24 protein-coding genes are annotated in these 20154 nt (G+C 48.5%); 10 read left to right on the forward strand and 14 right to left on the reverse strand.

The features are described 5' to 3' along the window. Nucleotides 1-21 precede the first annotated feature (21 nt). Nucleotides 22-342: a hypothetical protein gene (locus tag J5067_RS06195; protein WP_264627687.1), complete on the forward strand. Its 321-nt coding sequence runs from the start codon at nt 22-24 to the stop codon at nt 340-342. 229 nt (nt 343-571) lie between these two features. On the opposite strand, the gene J5067_RS06200 is transcribed toward J5067_RS06195, so the two are convergent. Next, nucleotides 572-1990 (reverse strand): PLP-dependent aminotransferase family protein, encoded by a 1419-nt coding sequence (locus J5067_RS06200; RefSeq protein ID WP_264650674.1) that lies wholly within the window; start codon nt 1988-1990, stop codon nt 572-574. A gap of 96 nt (nt 1991-2086) precedes the next feature. Here J5067_RS06200 and J5067_RS06205 point away from each other — a divergent pair, with 96 nt between their 5' ends. Next, nucleotides 2087-2857: an arylamine N-acetyltransferase gene (locus J5067_RS06205; protein ID WP_264627688.1), complete on the forward strand. Its 771-nt coding sequence runs from the start codon at nt 2087-2089 to the stop codon at nt 2855-2857. Nucleotides 2858-3058: 201 nt separating this feature from the next. Here J5067_RS06205 and J5067_RS06210 read toward each other — a convergent pair whose 3' ends face one another. Further along, a complete protein-coding gene (locus tag J5067_RS06210) occupies nt 3059-4258 on the reverse strand; it encodes an MFS transporter (protein WP_264627857.1) in 1200 nt (399 codons plus the stop codon). A gap of 171 nt (nt 4259-4429) precedes the next feature. On the opposite strand from J5067_RS06210, the gene J5067_RS06215 reads away from it, so the two are divergent. Continuing rightward, nucleotides 4430-5050, forward strand: a complete 621-nt coding sequence (locus tag J5067_RS06215; RefSeq protein WP_264627858.1) for a TetR/AcrR family transcriptional regulator — start codon at nt 4430-4432, stop codon at nt 5048-5050. Between the two features lie 183 nt (nt 5051-5233). On the opposite strand, the gene J5067_RS06220 is transcribed toward J5067_RS06215, so the two are convergent. Next, entirely contained in the window at nt 5234-6436 is a 1203-nt protein-coding gene (locus tag J5067_RS06220; protein WP_264650676.1) for an MFS transporter, read from the reverse strand. A 62-nt stretch (nt 6437-6498) separates the two neighbouring features. On the opposite strand from J5067_RS06220, the gene J5067_RS06225 reads away from it, so the two are divergent. Beyond that, nucleotides 6499-7521, forward strand: a complete 1023-nt coding sequence (locus tag J5067_RS06225) for an AraC family transcriptional regulator (RefSeq protein ID WP_264650677.1) — start codon at nt 6499-6501, stop codon at nt 7519-7521. A gap of 274 nt (nt 7522-7795) precedes the next feature. Next, nucleotides 7796-8611 (forward strand): hypothetical protein, encoded by an 816-nt coding sequence (locus tag J5067_RS06230; protein WP_264650678.1) that lies wholly within the window; start codon nt 7796-7798, stop codon nt 8609-8611. Nucleotides 8612-8791: 180 nt separating this feature from the next. On the opposite strand, the gene J5067_RS06235 is transcribed toward J5067_RS06230, so the two are convergent. Beyond that, on the reverse strand, nt 8792-9700 hold the full coding sequence (locus J5067_RS06235) for a LysR substrate-binding domain-containing protein (RefSeq protein ID WP_264650679.1): 909 nt from the start codon (nt 9698-9700) through the stop codon (nt 8792-8794). A 165-nt stretch (nt 9701-9865) separates the two neighbouring features. Between J5067_RS06235 and J5067_RS06240 the strand changes: the two genes are divergently transcribed. The 5 genes from J5067_RS06240 (at nt 9866) to J5067_RS06260 (ending at nt 13392) form a co-directional block, all read left to right on the forward strand. Next, a complete protein-coding gene (locus J5067_RS06240; RefSeq protein WP_264650680.1) occupies nt 9866-10399 on the forward strand; it encodes a sugar ABC transporter in 534 nt (177 codons plus the stop codon). Nucleotides 10400-10403: 4 nt separating this feature from the next. Then, nucleotides 10404-10730 carry a hypothetical protein gene (locus tag J5067_RS06245; protein ID WP_264628497.1) on the forward strand — a complete coding sequence of 109 codons (327 nt, stop codon included), beginning with the start codon at nt 10404-10406 and terminating at the stop codon, nt 10728-10730. Nucleotides 10731-10743: 13 nt separating this feature from the next. Further along, nucleotides 10744-11583, forward strand: coding sequence for an MBL fold metallo-hydrolase (locus J5067_RS06250; RefSeq protein WP_264650681.1), 840 nt, complete (start codon nt 10744-10746; stop codon nt 11581-11583). Nucleotides 11584-12154: 571 nt separating this feature from the next. Then, nucleotides 12155-12655: a GNAT family N-acetyltransferase gene (locus J5067_RS06255; protein ID WP_264642990.1), complete on the forward strand. Its 501-nt coding sequence runs from the start codon at nt 12155-12157 to the stop codon at nt 12653-12655. A gap of 146 nt (nt 12656-12801) precedes the next feature. Continuing rightward, a complete protein-coding gene (locus J5067_RS06260; protein WP_264627909.1) occupies nt 12802-13392 on the forward strand; it encodes a GNAT family N-acetyltransferase in 591 nt (196 codons plus the stop codon). Nucleotides 13393-13853: 461 nt separating this feature from the next. Here the strand turns inward: J5067_RS06260 and J5067_RS06265 are convergent, their stop codons facing one another. The 10 genes from J5067_RS06265 to J5067_RS06310 form a co-directional block, all read right to left on the reverse strand. Continuing rightward, on the reverse strand, nt 13854-14489 hold the full coding sequence (locus tag J5067_RS06265) for a CatA-like O-acetyltransferase, family 1 (RefSeq protein ID WP_264650682.1): 636 nt from the start codon (nt 14487-14489) through the stop codon (nt 13854-13856). Nucleotides 14490-14774: 285 nt separating this feature from the next. Then, complete coding sequence (locus J5067_RS06270) at nt 14775-14993, reverse strand: hypothetical protein (RefSeq protein ID WP_264650683.1); 219 nt, start codon at nt 14991-14993, stop codon at nt 14775-14777. 299 nt (nt 14994-15292) lie between these two features. After that, nucleotides 15293-15553 (reverse strand): PAAR domain-containing protein, encoded by a 261-nt coding sequence (locus tag J5067_RS06275; protein ID WP_264650684.1) that lies wholly within the window; start codon nt 15551-15553, stop codon nt 15293-15295. A 10-nt stretch (nt 15554-15563) separates the two neighbouring features. Beyond that, the gene (locus tag J5067_RS06280; protein ID WP_264642994.1) at nt 15564-16310 is read right to left on the reverse strand and encodes an immunity 52 family protein; all 747 of its coding nucleotides are present in this window, start codon (nt 16308-16310) and stop codon (nt 15564-15566) included. 9 nt (nt 16311-16319) lie between these two features. Then, nucleotides 16320-16694, reverse strand: a complete 375-nt coding sequence (locus J5067_RS06285) for a restriction endonuclease fold toxin 5 domain-containing protein (RefSeq protein WP_264642995.1) — start codon at nt 16692-16694, stop codon at nt 16320-16322. 109 nt (nt 16695-16803) lie between these two features. After that, nucleotides 16804-17064, reverse strand: a complete 261-nt coding sequence (locus J5067_RS06290; protein WP_264642996.1) for a PAAR domain-containing protein — start codon at nt 17062-17064, stop codon at nt 16804-16806. Nucleotides 17065-17074: 10 nt separating this feature from the next. After that, nucleotides 17075-17770: an immunity 52 family protein gene (locus J5067_RS06295; protein WP_264650685.1), complete on the reverse strand. Its 696-nt coding sequence runs from the start codon at nt 17768-17770 to the stop codon at nt 17075-17077. Between the two features lie 401 nt (nt 17771-18171). Beyond that, the gene (locus tag J5067_RS06300; RefSeq protein ID WP_264628450.1) at nt 18172-18441 is read right to left on the reverse strand and encodes a PAAR domain-containing protein; all 270 of its coding nucleotides are present in this window, start codon (nt 18439-18441) and stop codon (nt 18172-18174) included. Nucleotides 18442-18713: 272 nt separating this feature from the next. Next, the gene (locus J5067_RS06305) at nt 18714-19226 is read right to left on the reverse strand and encodes a hypothetical protein (RefSeq protein ID WP_264650686.1); all 513 of its coding nucleotides are present in this window, start codon (nt 19224-19226) and stop codon (nt 18714-18716) included. 17 nt (nt 19227-19243) lie between these two features. Further along, nucleotides 19244-20149: a hypothetical protein gene (locus tag J5067_RS06310; RefSeq protein ID WP_264643002.1), complete on the reverse strand. Its 906-nt coding sequence runs from the start codon at nt 20147-20149 to the stop codon at nt 19244-19246. Between the last annotated feature and the right edge of the window lie 5 nt (nt 20150-20154).

Below are 20154 nucleotides of genomic sequence, written 5' to 3' on the forward strand. Positions count from 1 at the left end.
TGTATAGCAGGTAATCAAATTGTGCAGTTTACGCTCCAGAAATCATCGCTGATCACGCTCAACACCCTGGCTAATTTGAAAAATCTTGCCGCAATTCTACCTAAAAGGCTGATCGACGAGGCGAACACCAGCACACTGTGCTTTATCTCCATCATCCCCTCCGGAGGCGTGGAGACAGAATTTGCGTTACACCGCTTCTTTCACCAATACAGGGTGGATAAGAAGGGACTTGGTAGAGAATGGTTTTCTTATACGGATGAATTGCGTGAGTTTATCGTTACCCTAAACACCTATATTGCCAGTAACATTACTGGCAATATAGATTATCTCGTACACCTGTAAAGATACACATTCCTAGCCACAGAGTACGGCCGCGGATTAATGGTGACTCATGAAGAGGTCATGCTACGCTATAAACAGGGTATAGAAGCCATCAATAGTGAAATCGCGCATCTACAATGCAGTTAGCATCACGGTCTGTCCGCTCCTGGCACAAAACCGCCCTGGCATTGATGTGCTGGTGGCATATATCGAGCTGAAGGTATTCGCGACATGGGCGCATATAAAACTATTACTCACTTCTCGCCAGTTGGTGACAAAGTGCTCCGAGCTGTTCCACGGTATTTAGCAGGTGAGGTGTGGGTTCGTTCGCACAATTTAAGCGCAGGAAGTTTTGTAATTCCGCCCCGGGGGAAAACAAGGGGCCAGGGCTAACACCAATGCCCAGCGCTAGCGCGCAACGATGTACCTCCAGCGCATTTATCTGCTGCGGGAGTTCTACCCATAACAAGAAACCGGCTGTTGGCACGGTAACGCGCGTACCCGGTGGGAAGCTAGCTTCGACCCGTGCTGTAACGACTTGTACCCCCTGCGTAACCCTGGATTTCAGGCGCCGCAGGTGACGCTCATAGTCGCCACTTGCCAGTACCTCGCTCGCGGCGGCTTCAAGCAACGGCGCGCCTGCCCAGTCCCCGGCCATGCGAGCCTGCAATACCTGCATATGATAGCGTCCGGCCACAATCCAACCGATTCGCCAGCCCGGAGCAAGGGTTTTGGATAACGAACTGCAGTAAAGCACACTCCCACTCTGGTCGAACGCTTTGCAGGCCGGAGGACGCTGACCTTCGCCGGCCAAATCACCATACACATCGTCTTCTATTAAAGGGATGCCTGCACTTTCAATCAGGGCAACCAGTTCCTTCTTGCGCGCGACGGGCATACTGGCACCGAGCGGGTTCTGCACCGTGGGCGAGGCCAGAACGGCGGCCGGGCGGTGACGCTCAATGGCGTCAGCCAGCGGTGCCAGCAACAAACCTTCGGCAGGATCCGTGGGGATTTGCAATGCTTTCAGACCTAAATCCTCCAGCAGCAGGAGCGTGCCAAAGTAGGCGGGCTGCTCGATCGCCACAACATCACCTGGCTGACACACTGCCCGCAGAGCAAGACGCAGCGCCTGCGTCGCGCCTGTGGTGATGACGATGTCATCCGCGCCAAAATGGGCCCCCCACTGCGCTGCGTGAGCGGCAATCTTATTGCGCAGGTCAGCCCTCCCCGGTGGCAGGCTGTAGCTTTGCCCGTGGGCGGCCAGGCGACGGCTTGCTGCATGCAGTGCCCGCTGCAGGATATCGCCAGGTAGCCAGGTGGGATCGGGTAGCGCGGCCCCAAGTGGCACCAGACGCGCTTCTGCACTACTGAATAGTGACCGGGCTACGGCTGACATTGTCACAGGGACGGGACCAGGCAAAGGATGGGAGGACGTATTGACCTGACTGACGAAGTAGCCCGAGCGCGGACGCGCAACAATCAGACCTTCTGCCTCAAGACAGCGGAGCGCTTCCAGTGCCGTTGGCAGGCTAACGTGCTCGCGTTCGGCCAGCTTACGCGCGGAGATCATCCGGTCACCGGCTCGCAGCGCACCTGAGTCGAGGGTGAGGCGCAGCATTGCCGCAATTCGGCGGTAATGTGGAGACGATTGGGACGGGACGGACATGGCGATCTGTACAGTCTGATTTTCGATAAATCTGACTATACAGCTAATGATGTTCACCATCTATAGTGGCGAACACTACTCAGTCACGGAGGCATGATGCATAGCGACAACTTTGATCTTTCTACTTATTTACGCCGTATAAACTATACCGCTCAGGTATCTGCCAACAGCGCCACACTCTATGCGCTGATGCGCCATCAACTCTTTTCGGTGCCTTTTGAGAATCTGGATGTGCAGGCAGGCAAGGTTGTCTCGCTGGTGCCAGAAGAGATTGTCGACAAACTGCTACAACGGGGTCGGGGCGGCTACTGCTATGAGGTCAACGGGCTATTTGCCATGGCGCTGGAAGCGTTAGGAATCCCCTACTGTTTCGTGGCGGCACGTCCGATGTTCTATCCGGTGCGTCGGCCGAAAACCCATATGGCGTTAATTGCAGAAGTCGATGGCCGTCAGTGGCTATGCGATCTGGGTTTCGGTAGCTACGGTATCCGCGCGCCGTTGGCCTTAGACTTGCTCGACACCGACATTAATCAGGATTTCGATATGTTCCGACTTACCCGTGACGCAAAGGGTGAGTACCTGTTGCAGGCGAAGGTTGAGGGTGAATGGGCTAATCAATACGGCTTTGATTTGATCCCTCAGGAATGGATTGATTTCGTCCCGGCAAACTACCTCAACTCCACCCACCCTGATGCCATTTTTGTGCAGAAGCTGCTGATCGTGCAACATCTCGCCGAGGGGCGCCTGATTTTGCTGGGTGATACACTCACAACAGTGACCGCGCAGGGGGTAGAAAAGCAGCAAGTGGCGGAAAAAGACCTTCCCCATATACTGAAATACCACTTTGCTCTGTCTGTGCCGCAGTAAATTGGAGTGACGATGTGCTCCAGCCCTCTCTATACCTGATGCGGAGTACAGAGGGCTGACTTATCAGGACGCGCATTTAGCGCGTCAAACTCACTGTTTTCAGTTTTAAGCCAGAAGCGGACTTACCTGTTATAAATTACAACGCAACCCACGCTGTAGTAAGGCTGGACATAATTATTTGTATCCAGCCCATTATTTCATTTATTGATTTCTGGCACCTGGCCTGAAGGCATGCGTTTTCCCGATGTAAGCGATGAGAAAGGCGACCGCCATAAAGACCATCAGTGCCCAGGGAAAGGATGCCGCACCGGCATTATTGAGGAGCACGCCCCCGACAACGCCGCCGCTTGCGATAGCCAGATTCCATGCGGTAGTTACCATCGCCTGAACAACATCGACATGATTGCCGGCCGCATCAGCCGCTGCTGTCTGCATCTGGGTTGACGCACCGCCAAATGACCATCCCCACACGATAACCGCCAGCATGACAACGCTCTGCTCTCGCATGCCCGCAGCTAGCACCACTGAAACAGTAGCCAGCGCTGCAAGGCTGAGCAGAACTAGTTTACGGAGGTGACGATCAACCAGCGTTCCGGTAATCCAGATGCCGACAAGTGCGGTAAGACCGAAAACAAGCAGGACGAGGCCGATGCGCTCTGTCAGACCCGACAACTCCAGAAATGGCCCTATAAACGTATAAAGGATGTTGTGGGCGGTCATCCATAAAAAGATGACCGCCAGAACTGGACGCACGCCGGGCATCATAAAAACCTTCAACACGGGCAAACGCCGCTCAGCCTGTTGTCCCGGCAGATCAGGAGCCACCACTAACGTCCAGATAAACAAAATAACCGCCAACGCTGCCATGAGACCAAACGACACTCGCCACCCCATTATGCCGCCCAGCCATGCTCCTGCCGGAGTGCCCAGTGACAGAGCAATCGGAATGCCGACCATAGCAATAGCCAGCGCGCGGCCTTGTAAATCAGCCGGAACGAGGCGCCGCGCATAGCCAGCCAGTATCCCCCATGCCAACCCTGCCGCCACACCGGACATAAAGCGAGCCGCAAGCGTCAGCGAGTAACTGGTCGAAACGGTCGTAATCGTATTGAAAACCACAAAGGTTCCCACCGCCAGCAACAACACCTTTTTACGGCGCCATCCGCTGGTAAGCACCGTTAGCGGAATCGCTGCGAGCAGCGAACCCAGCGCATAGATGCTCACCAGTTGACCCGCCATCACCTGTGAAACGCCAAGGCCCTCTCCGATGGCCGGAAGCAGGCCCGCCGGAAGCGTCTCAGTCAGGATGGCGATAAAGCCGGTCATGGCAAACGCCAGCAAGGTCGCCAGAGGCAACCTACGCGATGTTATCGAGGTCGGAAATTCTGTATTAACGTGCACGATGAGCCCTTTTTGATATTACTGAAATAGCTGAATAATTCGCAAAATCATATTGCGAACACATATATACTAATTGGTATATATATTCGAAGCTATAGATCACCTTGCGGGTTGTCAAGAACATATGTATCGATTAGTATTTATGTATCATTTGCCAGACGAGGAGAAGGTATGGCTAAGATGGGACGTCCACGAACATTCGATCGCGACGAAGCAATTCGTCAGGCAATGTACCTTTTTTGGCAGTATGGCTATGAGTCCACTTCGCTTGCCTTGCTTAAAGCAAATCTCGGTAACGGCATAACCGCACCGAGCTTTTATGCGGCATTTGGTTCGAAAGAAGCGCTGTTTGAAGAAGTTGTTGATTGCTATTCGTCAACTTATGGTCAGGTTAACGATTGCCTCTGGGATGACAGTCTCAACCCGCGTGAGGCTACTGAACTGGCGTTGCGACGTTCAGCAAAAATGCAGACAGAGCAGGGACATCCAAGCGGCTGTCTTATCGCGTTATCTATTAATACCTGTTCGCCCGGGCACGAGCATATTGGCCAGATTCTTGAAGCACGACGCACCCGTACCCGCGAAGGATTCCTTAAGTGCGTCCTTAGAGCAATTGATTCGGGCGAGCTGGCCGCAGACACCGATGCACGGGCGCTGGCCATATATTTGCACAGCTTTGAGATAGGCCTGTCAACTGAAGCGCGTGATGGCGTAACAGGCGAAGAACTTAATGCCTCGGTATCATTTGCGATGAAGGCTTGGGACGCAAATAGTTTGCTGAGTGAGAATTGATGATAAAGAGATGTTATCAAAGTCCGCTCCTGGCACGAAGGAGACGCGCGAGGAAGGTCAGCTAAGAGCTGGCTAGCGAACAATACATTGAGCAGAAAGGCGTAGGAAATCTCGCTACTTTCTTTCAGGCCAACCACCCGGTTCAGTTGGCCTTCATTTGAAACCTTGTTATATGGGAATCGGTCAGGTCAGCGCAACCCTCACCTTTAGTCCAATAATGAGCGTGGCAAAAAACATTATGCAACCAGCGGTGATGAAAACACCTGTTACGCCGCTGATACCAAAGAGTAATCCCCCCAACGCAGCACCCGCAGCAATTGAGGACTGAACTGCTGCGACTACCATGCCGCCAGCGGTTTCAGCCTGATCGGGAACGGAACGCGCTACCCAGTTTGACCACGCAACGGGTACGCCACCAAATGCCATCCCCCATAACGCGACGAACAACATCAATCCTTTTTCCTCTAGTGGCAGCAAAATCATGCTCAATGCCGCTAAACCGACAAGCGCTGGCATTAGTATCAGGGTAAGACGCAGGCTTCTCTCCATCAGCCACCCAGCCAGCAGCGTACCGATAAAATTAGCGACGCCAAATCCAAGTAGTATCAAAGACAAATGATCCACATCAAGTTGGGCAATATTTTCAAGAGCCGGACGAATATAGGTAAACAGCGCATACTGACCAGTATGGGCAATCACACACCCCGTCATTCCCATCGCAATACCTGGGCGGCGGAGTAAATCCATGACAGATGCCGTTATCATCATTCTACGCGGAGCCATTCCAGGAAGGGTAAACAGCTGAAAGAGTAGTGTCAGCACGCCTACTGCGGTTGCAGCGATAAAAGCACTACGCCAGCCATAAAGCCCACCTAAATAGCTCCCCAGCGGGATCGAAACTACGGTACCAACAGCAATACCGCTAAAAATAATGGAGAGAGCACGCGGGACACTTTTAGCAGGGACCAGCCGCATAGCTACGGCAGCAGCCATACTCCAGAAGCCTCCCAGCGCGATGCCCAGCAATATGCGCATGACTAACAGAACGGTCAGACTGGATGAAAGTGCGACAAGCAGGTTGGAGGCAATCATCAGCACGGTAAAACCAAGCAAAACATTTCGGCGATCATAGTTACGCGTCAGGCGGGGAACCATCAGACCAGCAAACAAAGCCACCACAGCCGTTACCGTCACAGCCTGACCGGCAAGAGCTTCGGTCACACCGAGATCGGCGGCCATGGGTGTCAACAGGCTGGCAGGAAGATATTCCGCAGTCAGCAAGCCAAACACGCCCATAGTCAGTGAAATAACGGCCATCCATGCGGATTCTTTGGGTTCAGAACTATTCAAATTAGCGGATACAGCTTCAGTTGCTTCATTTCTCATAACACACTCTTCTTGGAGAAAAATTACAACGCCAAGTCTAGAGTCGAGCAGTTGGACGATCTATGATGCCATATCCTGATTTTTTACCCGAAACTCCGAATATGCATGTGAACAAACATTTTGCCCTGTCATCCGAGCTCATCAGTGAATTGCTGCTGGAAATGCGCCTGCGTGGCGTGCAGTATCGCCGTTTACAGACTGGCTCTGAGTTTGGCGTCGGTTTTAGCAACAGGCCGGGACATGCCTATTTTCATTACATCGCTGTGGGCACTGCTCTGCTTCGCACACACGACGGTACGTTGTACGAACTGAAAGCCGGAAGCATGGTATTCATGCCGCAGGGTGAAGATCATCAGCTTGTATCGGATGTCAGCTGTTCATTTCAACATATCGACACGTTAGGCTCTGCTCCTTTAGGCGAGGCCGTCAGCGGAATCAATACTTGCCCGAGTTTGCATCCGACACCCAGCACGGTTCTGTTTTATGGCTGTATGGAGTTCGATCTCGGTGGAATGCAAGGTCTTGGTAAACTGATGCCGCAAGCCATAGTGGTTGAGGCAAATGAACAGATTTATCCGGGGCTGGTTCCCATTCTGGGCGCGATGAAATTTGAAATCTGTTCAGGACGAGCTGGCTTCGCGGGCATTCTGGCACGCCTCGCAGAAGTGGCGGCTGCCATGATTGTGCGTGGATGGATCGAAAACGGCAGCGAGAACGCCGCAGGTCTGATCGCTGCGTTACGTGATCCGCGACTTGCCCGTGCTATTCTGGCCATTCATCGCGATACGAGTCGGGAGTGGTCTGTTGCTGAGCTTGCTGCCCAGTCGCATGTGTCACGCTCTGTTTTTGCTGAACGCTTCAAATCAATCATCGGCACACCTCCCCAGCGCTATGCAAGGGAGGTGCGAATGCGCATCGCAGGTCACTGGATTATTCACGATAAAATCTCAATTGACACCGTTGCCCTACGCCTCGGCTATGCCTCACAGGCAGCGTTTAGCAGAGCCTTTAAGCGCATCAATGGATATCCGCCGGGCGCTATGCGTCAGCGACCAATGAGAGGCGTTAATACAGTAAATGAGTGAATGTTATCTTTATCATTTGCTGGATTTACTATAGGAGGTCGCTCTCAACATTAAAAACTGAGCTAAAAGCAGACATCAGTAATGATCATGTAGCCAGTCACCTAACATACATGGCGTAGGCTAAAGGGTGGATGCAAAACGATATGAAAATCATAATAAATTTTGAGCCAGACTACCGTCAGCATGGCTGAAGAAAACGTTGTTATGTTTGTTATCGCTTTCCCCAGATTGGTTTATATTGACCTTTTTTCGCTGTCCCCTTACAGGATGTAACATGTTTAAACACGTGATTGTTGTATTGCTTGTGACTCTACTCAGTGGCTGTGTCCGTCCAACTACCCAGCCTGCCTCGCCTTCTGCTGTTGATAAAAAGGCGCTTATCGGAATCTGGGCGATGCTACCATTAAAAAATGGTATCGCTAATGTTGTGGAGTTCCGCGCCGATGACCAGGTGCTACTGCATTCATTTAACTGTGAAAACCCACAGGTAAAAATGGGTGTTGAGCAATATCACTATGCGGTTGACAAAAGTAGCCTGACTATTCGTCTGACATCGCCCGACCATGCCACCCAACTGAAGATCCTTGGTATCGTTGGGCGGGCGATGAAGCTGAAACAGCCTATTGGTTTTGAGAATGAAAGCCTGACCTTTTCCTATCTGAAAGTGGCGCAAGTCGTGCCCTTCTGTGAAATGTATAAACCAGAGGACAAAAGTCCAAAAACGGCCTTTAAGCCCGGCGATTTTATTGCAGCGCCGGCGATCCCTGAGCATAAAGATCTCGATAAATTCGTTGGCAAATGGCGGTCGGAAAAGGCTACTCAGTTAGAGATCGTTAAGGACAAACAGGGTCGATTCACACTGTTCCAACCGGCAGATGATAATTGGCGTTACCTGTTTAATAATGTGCATTGGGTCGGCGACGAGTTGAATTTCAACAGCTATGCCTATTCCGAGAAGCCTAAGCTGTTTGATCACCCGTTCCACAAATCACAAATCCCGACTCAAATCCGTCTGTTGCCTAATGATAAAATGCGTATGACTATCGACATTGACGGTGATAAGAGCGCTTTTGAATTGACGCGAGAATAAGCTCATCCTGGCAAAGAAACCGACCATATTGATGCCGTCGGTTTTTTTGTGAAAAACACGCCCATGTTGCAGCGTCTGACAATTAATCGTTTCAGCGCTGCTGACCCGTTGAACTCACGGCACGCAGCGGACAGGCTGAGTGGTCATCAGGCCTGCTATGAGCGAGGGGCGGACGTAACGTCACCGTTCTGCATTAAGGCTGGTGAGCGTATTCATTTCAGCAAGCAACCAGCGTTCAAAACTTTCCAGTGCAGCCTCATTGATTCCCGTTTCCGTCGGTTTTACTAAACAGAATTTTTTGCTCAGGCAGTCTGAGGCTGGCCAGGGCGAAACAAGCATGCCGCAACTCAATTCATTCTCGACATAGATACGCGGAACCAATGCTACGCCTTGTCTCGCGATGACGGCAGCGATGGCCATTTCATGGAGATCGTACCGCACACCCTGATCCAGATTATCGAGGCGTATTCCACTTTCCCGGGCATAGTGATGCCATGCGTCAGGATTCTGTCGACGGTGAATGCGCGGAAGTTCGTTTAACTGTCGATTGACGTCGCTATCTGTTAACAGTGCGGGATGGCAAACAGGAAGCAAATTTTCCTGAAACAGAAATTGCATACGCATGCCTGCCCATGCGGAATGTTTAAAATGAATGACCGCGTCAAAGCCACTTCCAGGCAAAATGAACGGATCCGTTCTCGCCGCAATATTTAACGTTATGTCTGGGAATAAAGCGTTAAAGCCGCTCAGGCGGGGAATAAGCCAACGGCTGGAAAAGGTCGGCAGGACGGCGATATCCAGACTCTTACTGCCCTCAGGCATTCCCATGATGTACTGCGTATCTCTTTCGAGCCGATCGAGCGTTTCACGCACGTGATGTGCATAGCGCGCGCCAACAGGGTTAAGCTTTACCCTGCTTCCCATACGGTCAAACAGTTTACAGTTCAGCAATGCTTCAAGACGCGCAATCTGACGGCTAATCGCCCCTTCGGTTAACGATAACTCCTCTGCGGCCCGGGCAAAATTACCGTGCCTTGCGGCGGCATCAAAAGCCTGCAGGGACGCACTACTGGGTATTTTTCTGCGCATAAAATCTGTTCCTTGCTCAGTGCCTGCAACGTGCTTTCATTGACTTAATATCACTAACCCGTGACATATTATCGTTTTTAAACCTCATAACCAGCCTGTAGCATGATGAAAAATCATTGAGCAAATGTATTTGCTCGCGTTTATAACTCATGTGGAGATCGGCTGATGCTCTATACCGTGGAATGCTCGTATAACGATCCTGAAAGCGAGACAGAATGGAATGCCTTTTACAGCCAGCAAAAACTACCCGCATTGATATCTGTTGCGGGCTTCACGACCTCTCAACGCTTTCGCGCCGTCAAATCCGGCTGCCCTGTTTACCTTGCCATTCATACGATTAATGATGCGGACATTCTCAGCAGTGAGGATTACCGTTTAAAAGGAGGCGGTAATTTCTCTCGTTGGCAGGACTGCATTACTGACTGGTATCGTAACCTCTATGAAGGTGAAGGCCTTGCTCCAGCCATCTCTTCCGATGAAATTCTGCTATTGAGCGTAAAGCCAATAGACTTTTTAGAAACAGAACTGGGATATCGGGGTCTGGAAATGCATGCGGTGGGGCTGGATAAATCCCCTGACTATCGCGTTGCATATGTCTTGCCTGTTGAGAAGGCCTCGCTGTTTACAGATATGTCTGGTGTGTCTCTCTACGGGCCTCTGACACCGCAGTTGCAGAGTGCTGAAAAAGGGAAGCCATAACATCATGCCTAATCTGACTTTTTATATTTCTGAAAATCACTCTGACAAGTTTAAAAACCTTGGTGATTTTACCCATAAATGCAGCGCCCTCTGCTGTGACATCCTGGGTGCAGACCCCAAAAACGTTCATATCATTTTTGTCGATGTAAAGCCGGGATGCGGGCAACCGGTTTATGCCGAGCTCTTTTATCGTCTGACCACATTGCGAACCCATGAAGTGATGGAGAACTTTATGCGTGAACTGGATTTTGCCACTCAACAGGCCTCTGGTCTGATGACCCGTATTCGCTGTTTTGGCTCCCTAGCAGAACACCTGTTCGCCCGCAACTGATCCCGAGGTAGTGATGAGCCATCCCCTTTCGTTCCGTCAGATTGGCGATTTTCAGATAACTGCGCTGAGTGACGGTAATATGTCAGCGAGTCTGGATTTGTTGTCAGGCATTGAAAAAGCTGATGCGGACGTTATTCAATGCCGTGCCGGAATCAGTGAGCCCGGTGATATCCATATAAATTGTTACCTTATCCGCGGTCTGGGTCGGATCATTTTGGTTGACGCTGGCACAGGCCCGCTGAACAACATGGCGGGACAACTCAACGCAAACCTTGCCGCAGCGGGTGTCAGCCCTGACGACGTCGATACCGTTTTATTGACGCACTGCCATCCGGATCATATTGGAGGCCTACTGGATTCTGAGAAACAGCCGGTTTTTAACCACGCTGAAATTATTCTTCATCCTCTCGAAGCGCAACACTGGCTGGATGATGAAAAATTCAACATAGCAAATGAGCGCGGACAACGTAATTTTTGGCTGGTCCGCCAAACCTTAGACGCTTATGCCCGGAAGGTGCGTTTTTTTAACGGCGACAAAATAGCAGAAGGCATTCTGCCGGTATGGCTACCGGGCCATACGCCGGGACACACAGGGTTTCGCATCGATTCGGATGATGAGTGCTTATTAATATGGGGAGACATTGTCCACTATCCTCATATTCAGTCAGCGCAACCAGCTGTTTCTATTTTATTCGACACCGATCCCGCGCAGGCCGAGGAAACAAGGAAAAATATTATGGAACAAGCTGTCAGCGAAAAACTGATCATTGCTGGCATGCACTTAAGTCAGGCAGGGTTTACCCGCATTCTCAGGGAGGGTAGTGGATACCGCATTTCCTACGCTGAAAAATGAATGGATATGCCTGACAGGGTTGTTATTGATTAGCACCGTTCAAGGTCATCAGTGTTCACTTCTGGCACGAAGCAGTCCGCAGAAGTCAGTAGCTTTGAAAATAATAGGATCACTGTTTCTCAACGACAATATTAGCTATGTTTCTACGTCAACAAATGTTGTTTTTCAATCGTTCGTGTAGAAGATATGAGGATTGATGGCGTTGGCATGTATGTCTTCTCGAAGACTTTGCCGTAAGTCTTCAAGCTATCGACAATCAGCCTTCTTTGGGAGGCATTATCGCATAGGTGTGAAGCCGCCTATTCATTGATGCTGTCCGATTAACTAATGCAACAAACACAATAGTCTCCCTGAATACTGCGGCGCTGCCACACCGGTACGGTGCCAGCAGACATTCCCCACTGAATTGGTCTGCTCATAAATGGGAAATTGGCTGGGCTAATCATGCCATTTTAGCGGTAAAACTAATCATCCGTAATATGACAATTTACCGACAGACCATTTGGTAACTACGCGCCCTTGTGAACTGGGCAGGTACTGATGACCACATGTTCTGAAACACTGACGCAGCATGACGCAAATCAGCAAAGAACCTCAGAGGAAAAAGATGAGCACTCTCAGCGCTAAAAAAATAACCATTGAAACCGCCACCGCAGACGACTTTGTACAGTGGTTGCCGTTATGGAAAGATTATCAGCTATTTTATGGCGTCGATATTTCCGAAAAGGTAACCAAGCTGGTATGGCAACGTTTTCACAGCCCGATTGAACCCGTTTTCTGCGCCGTTGCAAAAGAAAACGGACACATAGTCGGGCTGGTTCATTATCTGTTCCATCGTTCCACCTGGTCTGAAAATAACTATTGCTACCTCGAGGACCTGTATGTCAGTGAGGACATGCGTGGCAGACTGATTGGCAAAAAACTCATCGAGTTCGTTCAGAAGCAGGCCCGCAAGCATCGCTCTAGCCATGTTTACTGGCATACGCACGAAACCAATTTCCGTGGACAGCGGCTGTATGACTGGGTTGCCAGTAAAAGCGGAATGATCGAATACCGGATGCAGGTTCGATAAATTATGCTCGGATACAGTGCCGAAGAGTTACGAAGCCCTATTCATGCTAATCGGCGTTCCCGGCTTCTTCTCAGACCAGAATGAGATCGGGGAGAACCATTAATGTGTAATCCCCATCTACATAAAATAACCTTGAGGTCACAAATATGACTCCTGTTCTACAAGGATCTCTTGTAACACTACGCCCGCTACTTCACGCTGATGCACAGTCACTTGTTAATGCGGCGGCGGCCGGAGAGCTTTGGTCACTGCCGTTCACCGTCGTGCCTTCTGCAGACACCGTTGATGCGTACATCCAAAAGGCCCTTAAGGGGCAAGCCGAAGGCACCGTCATGCCGTTTGCTATTACGCTTTCAGCCGATCAAAGCATTATCGGGTCAACGCGTTTCTGGAAGATCGACCGCGAAAATCGCAAACTCGAAATTGGCCACACCTGGTATTCACAGCGCTGGCAAAGAACAGCTGCCAATACGGAGAGTAAACTGCTACTGCTGCGATACGCCTTTGAGCAGCTTCAATGCGTTCGTGTTCAGTTTACTACCGATGTGTTGAACGAGCGTTCTCAGGCAGCAATTCTTCGCATTGGCGCAGCCAGGGAAGGCATTATCAGAAATGAACGGATCATGCCCGATGGCCGAAAACGCACTTCTATACGCTACAGCATTATTGATGATGAGTGGCCGCAGGTGCAGGAACGCCTTGAACGCAGCCTCTCCAGTTACGGACAAGAGAAATAATTGCTGTCATTTTGGCGGCTTCGCCAGCAGAAGATAAATCAGGTAGCTGTTTGAAACGGCCTGACTTCACTTAACTCCAAACTGAGAAAAAAAGTGATGGTTTTATTTCTACCGAATGATTTGAAAGTCTGACAATAAGAAGGGAATGTCTGTTGCCCTCTTTCTGACGAGAAGATAATTCATGTTAGTGCGTGATGATATTAGTGGTAATAAATCAGCACCATATTTCGATATGTGCTGGTCAGCTTTGTCAGAGCAACATCCGGTTACGGCTGCTTAGAAACTTGCCGGTTAATGAACTTTCGAAAAACTGCACCTCACCAGACCTGCTATTCAGCTTTCGGGTGCAGTTCTTTACAGGGTATTTTTTCGCCTACAGAGCAACAGGTTACGATGCCCACCTAAGAATCTCAGTAACGCTCTGGCGTAATTTGCTTTTTACCTACTAAAACACGTCAGGATCAGGGCCTGTAAAGCGCATCTGGACGGTCAAAATAGTCTTCAACCAGAGCAAAGAAACGGCCTGCATGAAGACCATCAACAAACGCATGGTTAAATTTGCACGCCACCGGAATTATTCCATTTTGTAACTTTCCCCAGGTCAGCGTAGGAACGGCCCCGCTAAAATGAAATTCAGCGTGAGTGATTGAGCTGAAATGAACCCATGGAAGGCAACTTGCGCATAAAAACCCCTCATCTTTAACAATCATTGGCCCTGGGTCAGAGGTTTTTACAGCATCAATTTTTGCAGTCACTTGTTGCGTGAAGTTCGGATAGTCAGGCGTATTTTCACACAGAATCTGACGAAATCCTTCGCTCTCAGTCATGATTGGAGTCATGACGTTAATGCTTGAATATTCAATAACATCCTTGTTTAACAACCGTTGCTTCAGTTGGGGAACTGAGTTTGCTGCACGAAGGATGGCATACAGCGCCAGTTGAAAAAACGATTCATTTTTATCTCTGGCAAAATCATATAGTTTTTGAGCTGGAACCGGAACGCATAGATTGAAACAAGGGTTATCAAACTTACTATAAAAATTGAAATGCGCTTTCCTGTGCCATTTATCTTTATCAATTACACTATAACTATTCATAATTCGCTCATCTCGACAATTTTTCTTATTATAAGATCTAGCCAGACGATAAAAATAGCAAAAAATAGGTTTAACAGGCAACAATAGATAAAATCAGCCTGATATTAAAAGGGCTTTTATAAAGTTATTCCCGTTACATCAAGACAGATGTCACTTCACTTCCTGATGCAGCAGAAGATGGGGAGCTTTGTTGGCTGCTGTTCACCGTCAGTCACTTGTTCGACGGCAATACCTTTTTCCTTGAAATCGCTTATTTTCCAGAATGGGGGTATTACCGAATATAAATTATTTATTCTGGAAGAGCAGTGCCCGCGGCCGGGTTTCCAGAACTGACAGCGTTGTTTCAAAATCTGATTTATCGATATCAACAATCAGCGAGCTGAAAGAGCGCAGCCCTTCCCCCTCGGCAATCATAACCTGAATACGCTGATGCTCGGCAGTGCTGAATTCTCTGTGCTGATCCCCGGCAACCACAGAGGAGTGAGAGTGGTCATATGCTCCCATTGGAACAGCCTCAGGAGTTGGCAAGAAAGATCGCTGCATGGCTACCGAGCTCGTAAGTTTACTGCATGTTCATCTGGCAGAAATGTTCCTGAATTGCGTGGTAAAGCTTTACCGCACGATAAGGTCTGCTCTTGGCACGCAGCGGACAGACAGGGTGGTCATCAGGTCTGCTATGAGCGAGGAGCCGACGTTTTATGTCCTTTTAGTCAGATTAAGCGCTGAAGAGATAATATACGGGTAACGCTATTCAGAATTTAAGTTACATCTTCTGGTCTGGGCCGCTTCGTTGCAGGCAGCTTTCATTTAATTTTTGCCGAACCTTGGCTTGCGATTAGTACTGCGCCACAAGTACTCTGCATCCCTGCAACGGCCAGCTTTTTGCCTTTATATTTTACCAAATGTGGAGCTTCTGATATTGGATAAACCTCTTTGCAAAGGGGGCATCCGACTAGATCTCCTACGCAGGCCACCGCAATACCCTGAGCAGTAAGCCCTGACTGTGTAGATATTACTTTTCCGCCATGTGAGGTGGCGTCATTAACGAGAATTATTCTTGCCATTTATTTCTCCTCAGAAGATATCTTTATACGTTGGCAATATATTGTGCGATACCAGTAAAACCTCCAAATCATTTGCCTGTTTTATATCATTCTCATTGTTACCATCAAAAAATCCTCTTTTACTTAAAAATAAAGTTCCAATAGACTTACCCTCTTTGGTTATGTTATGCATTTCCCCATTAAGACCAGCTAATTCCCCATTAATCACTTTATCTATATAAAACATCCATCCAACAGGCAGTCTGTCTGGAAAAACTTTTTTTTCATTAATGCTGTAATTATTCGTTTCTACCGATATGATTCTTGGTGATAATTCTGAGATTAAACCACTCAGACATTTTGATACGAAATCTATTGCAAGATCTTTGTTATCTATCTTGCAGACTATCCCATAAGAAAAATAATTTACGTTACTTTGCATATAATTTCTACAAAGGATTGAATCTCCAGGTTCGTTCCATATTTTCTCCACAACTAGTGGATAGTCATTCATAAATTTATTAGACATTAATGAATTTGCTTCGTCAGTAATGTGAGCGTTACTGATCACTTTCTTTTGCATCGCATCTTTTTTTGATGATCCTGGTAGAAACCAGTTGCACCCGCTTCTGAGTTCAGTCAAAGCATTTGCGATGCTGAGAAAACGCTTAAGCACAGTTGTCACACCATTGGCAACAGCGGAAGCTCTATCTATCTCATTTTCAACTTTTTTGAAGCCTATTTCTCTTAGATAAATCTCGATTTCTACTTTCAGCATGTAACGTTCCTAGGGCGTATGGAAAATTTTCATATTTGAATACCATGAGATGGGCTCTCCATCTTGGTCGAAAAATTGGTCATAGCGTCCCTTTGCTTCAAGAAACAGGCAGCGCTCAGGTTTCCAACCATCAAATTTAACTTTCTTTTTAGAAAAAAGCAGTCTGGGATCGCGAAAAGCAAATTCCTGAATGTAGTTCTTACTGTTGGTATCTTCGCGAACGGCTGTTGAGCAAATTCTCGCCTGATACATCAGGTTGATTTTTGCCCCGTCAAACAACTCTTCTTCAGGGGTCACTTTGGGTATAGCCGGGCACTCTTCACAGGATTTAGAGGAGTCGGCAACCATAGCCGGTACCGCTAATGCCGCTAAGGGTAATGGCATAGTTATGTCCTTTTAGCCAGATTGAGCGCTGAAGGGATAATATACGGGTAACGCTGCTCAGAATTTAAGTTAAATATTCTGGTCCGGGCCGCTTCGTTGCAGGCAGCTTTCATTTAATTTTTGCCGAACCTTGGCTTGCGATTAATACTGCGCCACAAGTACTCTGCATCCCTGCAACGGCCAGCTTTTTGCCTTTATATTTTACCAAATGAGGGGCTTCTGATATTGGGTAACCCCCTTTGCAAAGGGGGCATTCGACCAGGTCGCCCACACAAGCAACCGCAATACCCTGTGCAGTAAGCCCTGACTGCGCAGATATGACTTTTCCGCCGTGTGAGGTGGAGTCATTAAGGCGAATGATCTTGTCCATTTATTTCTTCTCAGAAGATTTCATCATATGTAGGAAGAACATTGTGTGCAGCTAATAAAGTTTCCAAATCATTTGCAGTTTTAATATCCTGCTCATCCTCACCATTGAACAATCCCTCTTTGCTCAAAAACAGGGTTCCAATTGATTCTCCTGATTTATTTACATCTATTGCTCTATCGCCTAGGTCAAAAGCGCCTTCCCCGTACGCATGACCAATATACATAAGCCAGCCAATAGGGAGCCTGTCAGGGAAGACATATCTCTTTTTGAGTGCATAATCCTCGGTTTCAAGGGTGATGATTTTAGGTTCAAAACGGCTTATCATTTCGGTCAGCAGATTCATCACCTTTCTTACATCAATGTCATCTTCTTTTGCCAATACTAAGCTGAAACAGAAATTATCGATACTGCTACCTAAATAATTTTGCACAATCAATTGTGTGCCATTTTCAGACCACATAGTTTTTGAAACCAGGGGATGACTGGTTAAATCTTTCTTTAGAAAGTATACAGCTTTATCAGTTAGTTTTTCATCTCTGATGATAAGCTTCTCCATGGCTTTTTTTTTGCTTTTAGCTGTCAAAAACCAATCAACACGTTGCCCTCGGTAAATATTATCCAAGCTTGAAATTTGTTGAAAAATACCCAGTATGGCCCCAATCTCAGCACCAATAACCTTCATATAGATATTAAATTCAATTCGCATTATTTAACGCCTTAAGGTGTATGGCATGTTTTAATACTTTTAAAGTTGATTAATCGGTTTGAAAAATACTCAAAACTCATCGGTTGCATAAAATGCCAATGGCACTGAGGCATTTTACCACAAAGGTCGATTGCGTTTTGCTGCCTATTTACCTGAGAAAGTATAGCGTCAGCTAGCGTCCGAGTAGTGCATAAGCACCACAAACCATCAGCCAATAGTCACACGTCCACCGCCGATCATGACACTATCATGGCGGATATTGGCGAGTGACTTACGCCCGGTATCAAAAGATATTCGTCAATTATCGTGCGCAGTGTTTGTTCACAGCGGCCATTCCTTGCTTTGATAAATGATGGAGTATCACTTGTCCTGTTTCATGTGAAATTATTACCCTGTAATCACTACTTACGGTTGTAATTCCCCGCACATGAGGATGACACGCTACAGCCACAGGCCAGTTTCCCTGGCTCAAATATCATGGGGCGTCCATTCTGAACCGCTGCACCATCACCGCCTGAAACCAGCGGAAACGTTCCTTTGTGGGTAGGACATACTGCGTTATCGCCAAGCAGACACTGCGGAACGCCATTAACAGGAAAGCCACTGGCTTCAATCATTTTTCCTCCACCTGAATGGGCATCCCCCAGGCGAATGGCACCACGTCCTGACATAGACTTTCTCCTTCGTTACACCGCACCGTCAATTTTATCTACCATCGCAACCGAGTTTCTTGCGCATCTGGTATCTCATGATAGCGGCTACCTGTTCTGACTGATCGTTATAAGCCCTGTCCACATTCTCACACCCTTTCGGCTGTGGTGGTGGCGTATCGCTTTTGAGCGTTCCCCATGCCACATAGAGAGAGAAAACGACTATCACGGGTAGCACCAACCACAAAAATATTCTGGTCTTACAGCGGTAAAGTTCGTCCCATATACTCTCTTTATTGACACAGCGCCTGAAATAGGCTGACACCTGCGCCTGCCCATAGCGCTGTGCCGCCCGTTGCCAATGCTTTGTGGAACTCTACAGTGTCATTGACACCACCTTCTCCTGGACGTCGGTAGAGGAAGAGGTATCGACCTTTCATCAGTTGTTCGAGCTTCGCCAAATCCTGCGCGAACCCATCCATTCCCATCGAATGATGAGATAGCACAATCACCCTGTCGCCAAAGTGCACTTTCACCGTATCGTCGTCGTAATCAAATTCGGCGGTGAAGGTATCTCCCAGTTTGTCTTCCAGCCACTCGACAATACTGAACGTGCCTTCTTTATAATCCAGAAAGTAACCATAGATTGTGATCAAGGCATCCACGTAGTTGTCTACGGATGATGTCGCCGGATAGTCATCGAACTCGCTGTATTGCTGGAGCAACGCCTCTCGCACAGCCTGTGCCTGCTCGTCACCGGAAGCAGCGAACACAGCAGAAAGTTGTTCCCACGTTGGAATTTGCATGGTAGCGGCTCGCTCTCTCATAGGCCTGAAGGCAGCACCTGCGGATCACGCTGACGTACCACTTCAAGAAAGCGGTCAAGCAGCTCATCGCGCTCTGTCACTTCTCCTGGCAGACAGGTAATCGCGGCATAGGGTGTTTGCATCAGTGGATGGTCGATGTGAGCTGGGTTCGTCAACCCCACGATTTCACGCAGACGCAATATAGCCAAGATCTCTGTGGGGTGGACTGCGAGGAAAACAGAGTTGAACTCAAATTGTTTAGCTTGCTGGTTGGCTTCTCTCTCGGTCACGGCGATGCGCTCGACATGCGTATTACAGGCACCGAGCAGCACAGGTAAGAACTTTTCAGGATCGGGTTCGCGCCAGTGAGCGACCAACTGGCCCCAGGCGGGGTCGCGTGGTAAGGCGTGTTTGTCCAGATCCAGCGGTTTGCCTAACCAGTCGCCGATAATAGTCAGGCCGAAGGCAGCATAGCGCAGCGTGGAACTGATCGGAGGCTTGCGCCCATCATGAACACCATAACCGCCGTTGAGACTATCGAAAATTGCTTCGTGGAATGGTTCAAGGAGCTTATGGTTGCCTGTAGCTATAGCTCCAAACATGAAGTGAGTAAGGGTGTCGAGGCTATAAATGAATAAGCGATCATTTGTCCTCATGTCGTTAAGGTCTATCAATTGAGAGTATATAAACCTTCTGAACGCATGTGCCATATGAACATTGGCTTTGCTTATATTGTCATCAGTTAATAGTAGGCTTTGCTTAACTTTCACCATACTATGCTTGAATAAGTCAACAGTAGCGAGAGCAAGGTGCCCTTGTCCACTCACATAAACTTCAACCCGATCACGAGGCAGAAAACCATCAGAAGCCCACTTTCTAACTTGTGGCAAAATACTACCGAGTCTACTTTTATCCTTTTTCATCTCGT

Origin of the sequence: Candidatus Symbiopectobacterium sp. NZEC151, from assembly GCF_025962655.1 — a bacterium.
Classification (GTDB): Bacteria; Pseudomonadota; Gammaproteobacteria; order Enterobacterales; family Enterobacteriaceae; genus Symbiopectobacterium.

Bases quoted from the DNA above. Each gene is read 5' to 3' on its own strand.
- J5067_RS06200 (WP_264650674.1), bottom strand. From the start codon at position 1,990: ATGTCCGTCCCGTCCCAATCGTCTCCACATTACCGCCGAATTGCGGCA.
- J5067_RS06205 (WP_264627688.1), top strand. From the start codon at position 2,087: ATGCATAGCGACAACTTTGATCTTTCTACTTATTTACGCCGTATAAAC.
- J5067_RS06215 (WP_264627858.1), top strand. From the start codon at position 4,430: ATGGCTAAGATGGGACGTCCACGAACATTCGATCGCGACGAAGCAATT.
- J5067_RS06220 (WP_264650676.1), bottom strand. From the start codon at position 6,436: ATGAGAAATGAAGCAACTGAAGCTGTATCCGCTAATTTGAATAGTTCT.
- J5067_RS06225 (WP_264650677.1), top strand. From the start codon at position 6,499: ATGATGCCATATCCTGATTTTTTACCCGAAACTCCGAATATGCATGTG.
- J5067_RS06230 (WP_264650678.1), top strand. From the start codon at position 7,796: ATGTTTAAACACGTGATTGTTGTATTGCTTGTGACTCTACTCAGTGGC.
- J5067_RS06235 (WP_264650679.1), bottom strand. From the start codon at position 9,700: ATGCGCAGAAAAATACCCAGTAGTGCGTCCCTGCAGGCTTTTGATGCC.
- J5067_RS06240 (WP_264650680.1), top strand. From the start codon at position 9,866: ATGCTCTATACCGTGGAATGCTCGTATAACGATCCTGAAAGCGAGACA.
- J5067_RS06245 (WP_264628497.1), top strand. From the start codon at position 10,404: ATGCCTAATCTGACTTTTTATATTTCTGAAAATCACTCTGACAAGTTT.
- J5067_RS06250 (WP_264650681.1), top strand. From the start codon at position 10,744: ATGAGCCATCCCCTTTCGTTCCGTCAGATTGGCGATTTTCAGATAACT.
- J5067_RS06255 (WP_264642990.1), top strand. From the start codon at position 12,155: ATGACGCAAATCAGCAAAGAACCTCAGAGGAAAAAGATGAGCACTCTC.
- J5067_RS06260 (WP_264627909.1), top strand. From the start codon at position 12,802: ATGACTCCTGTTCTACAAGGATCTCTTGTAACACTACGCCCGCTACTT.
- J5067_RS06265 (WP_264650682.1), bottom strand. From the start codon at position 14,489: ATGAATAGTTATAGTGTAATTGATAAAGATAAATGGCACAGGAAAGCG.
- J5067_RS06270 (WP_264650683.1), bottom strand. From the start codon at position 14,993: ATGGGAGCATATGACCACTCTCACTCCTCTGTGGTTGCCGGGGATCAG.
- J5067_RS06275 (WP_264650684.1), bottom strand. From the start codon at position 15,553: ATGGCAAGAATAATTCTCGTTAATGACGCCACCTCACATGGCGGAAAA.
- J5067_RS06280 (WP_264642994.1), bottom strand. From the start codon at position 16,310: ATGCTGAAAGTAGAAATCGAGATTTATCTAAGAGAAATAGGCTTCAAA.
- J5067_RS06285 (WP_264642995.1), bottom strand. From the start codon at position 16,694: ATGCCATTACCCTTAGCGGCATTAGCGGTACCGGCTATGGTTGCCGAC.
- J5067_RS06290 (WP_264642996.1), bottom strand. From the start codon at position 17,064: ATGGACAAGATCATTCGCCTTAATGACTCCACCTCACACGGCGGAAAA.
- J5067_RS06295 (WP_264650685.1), bottom strand. From the start codon at position 17,770: ATGCGAATTGAATTTAATATCTATATGAAGGTTATTGGTGCTGAGATT.
- J5067_RS06300 (WP_264628450.1), bottom strand. From the start codon at position 18,441: ATGTCAGGACGTGGTGCCATTCGCCTGGGGGATGCCCATTCAGGTGGA.
- J5067_RS06305 (WP_264650686.1), bottom strand. From the start codon at position 19,226: ATGCAAATTCCAACGTGGGAACAACTTTCTGCTGTGTTCGCTGCTTCC.
- J5067_RS06310 (WP_264643002.1), bottom strand. From the start codon at position 20,149: ATGAAAAAGGATAAAAGTAGACTCGGTAGTATTTTGCCACAAGTTAGA.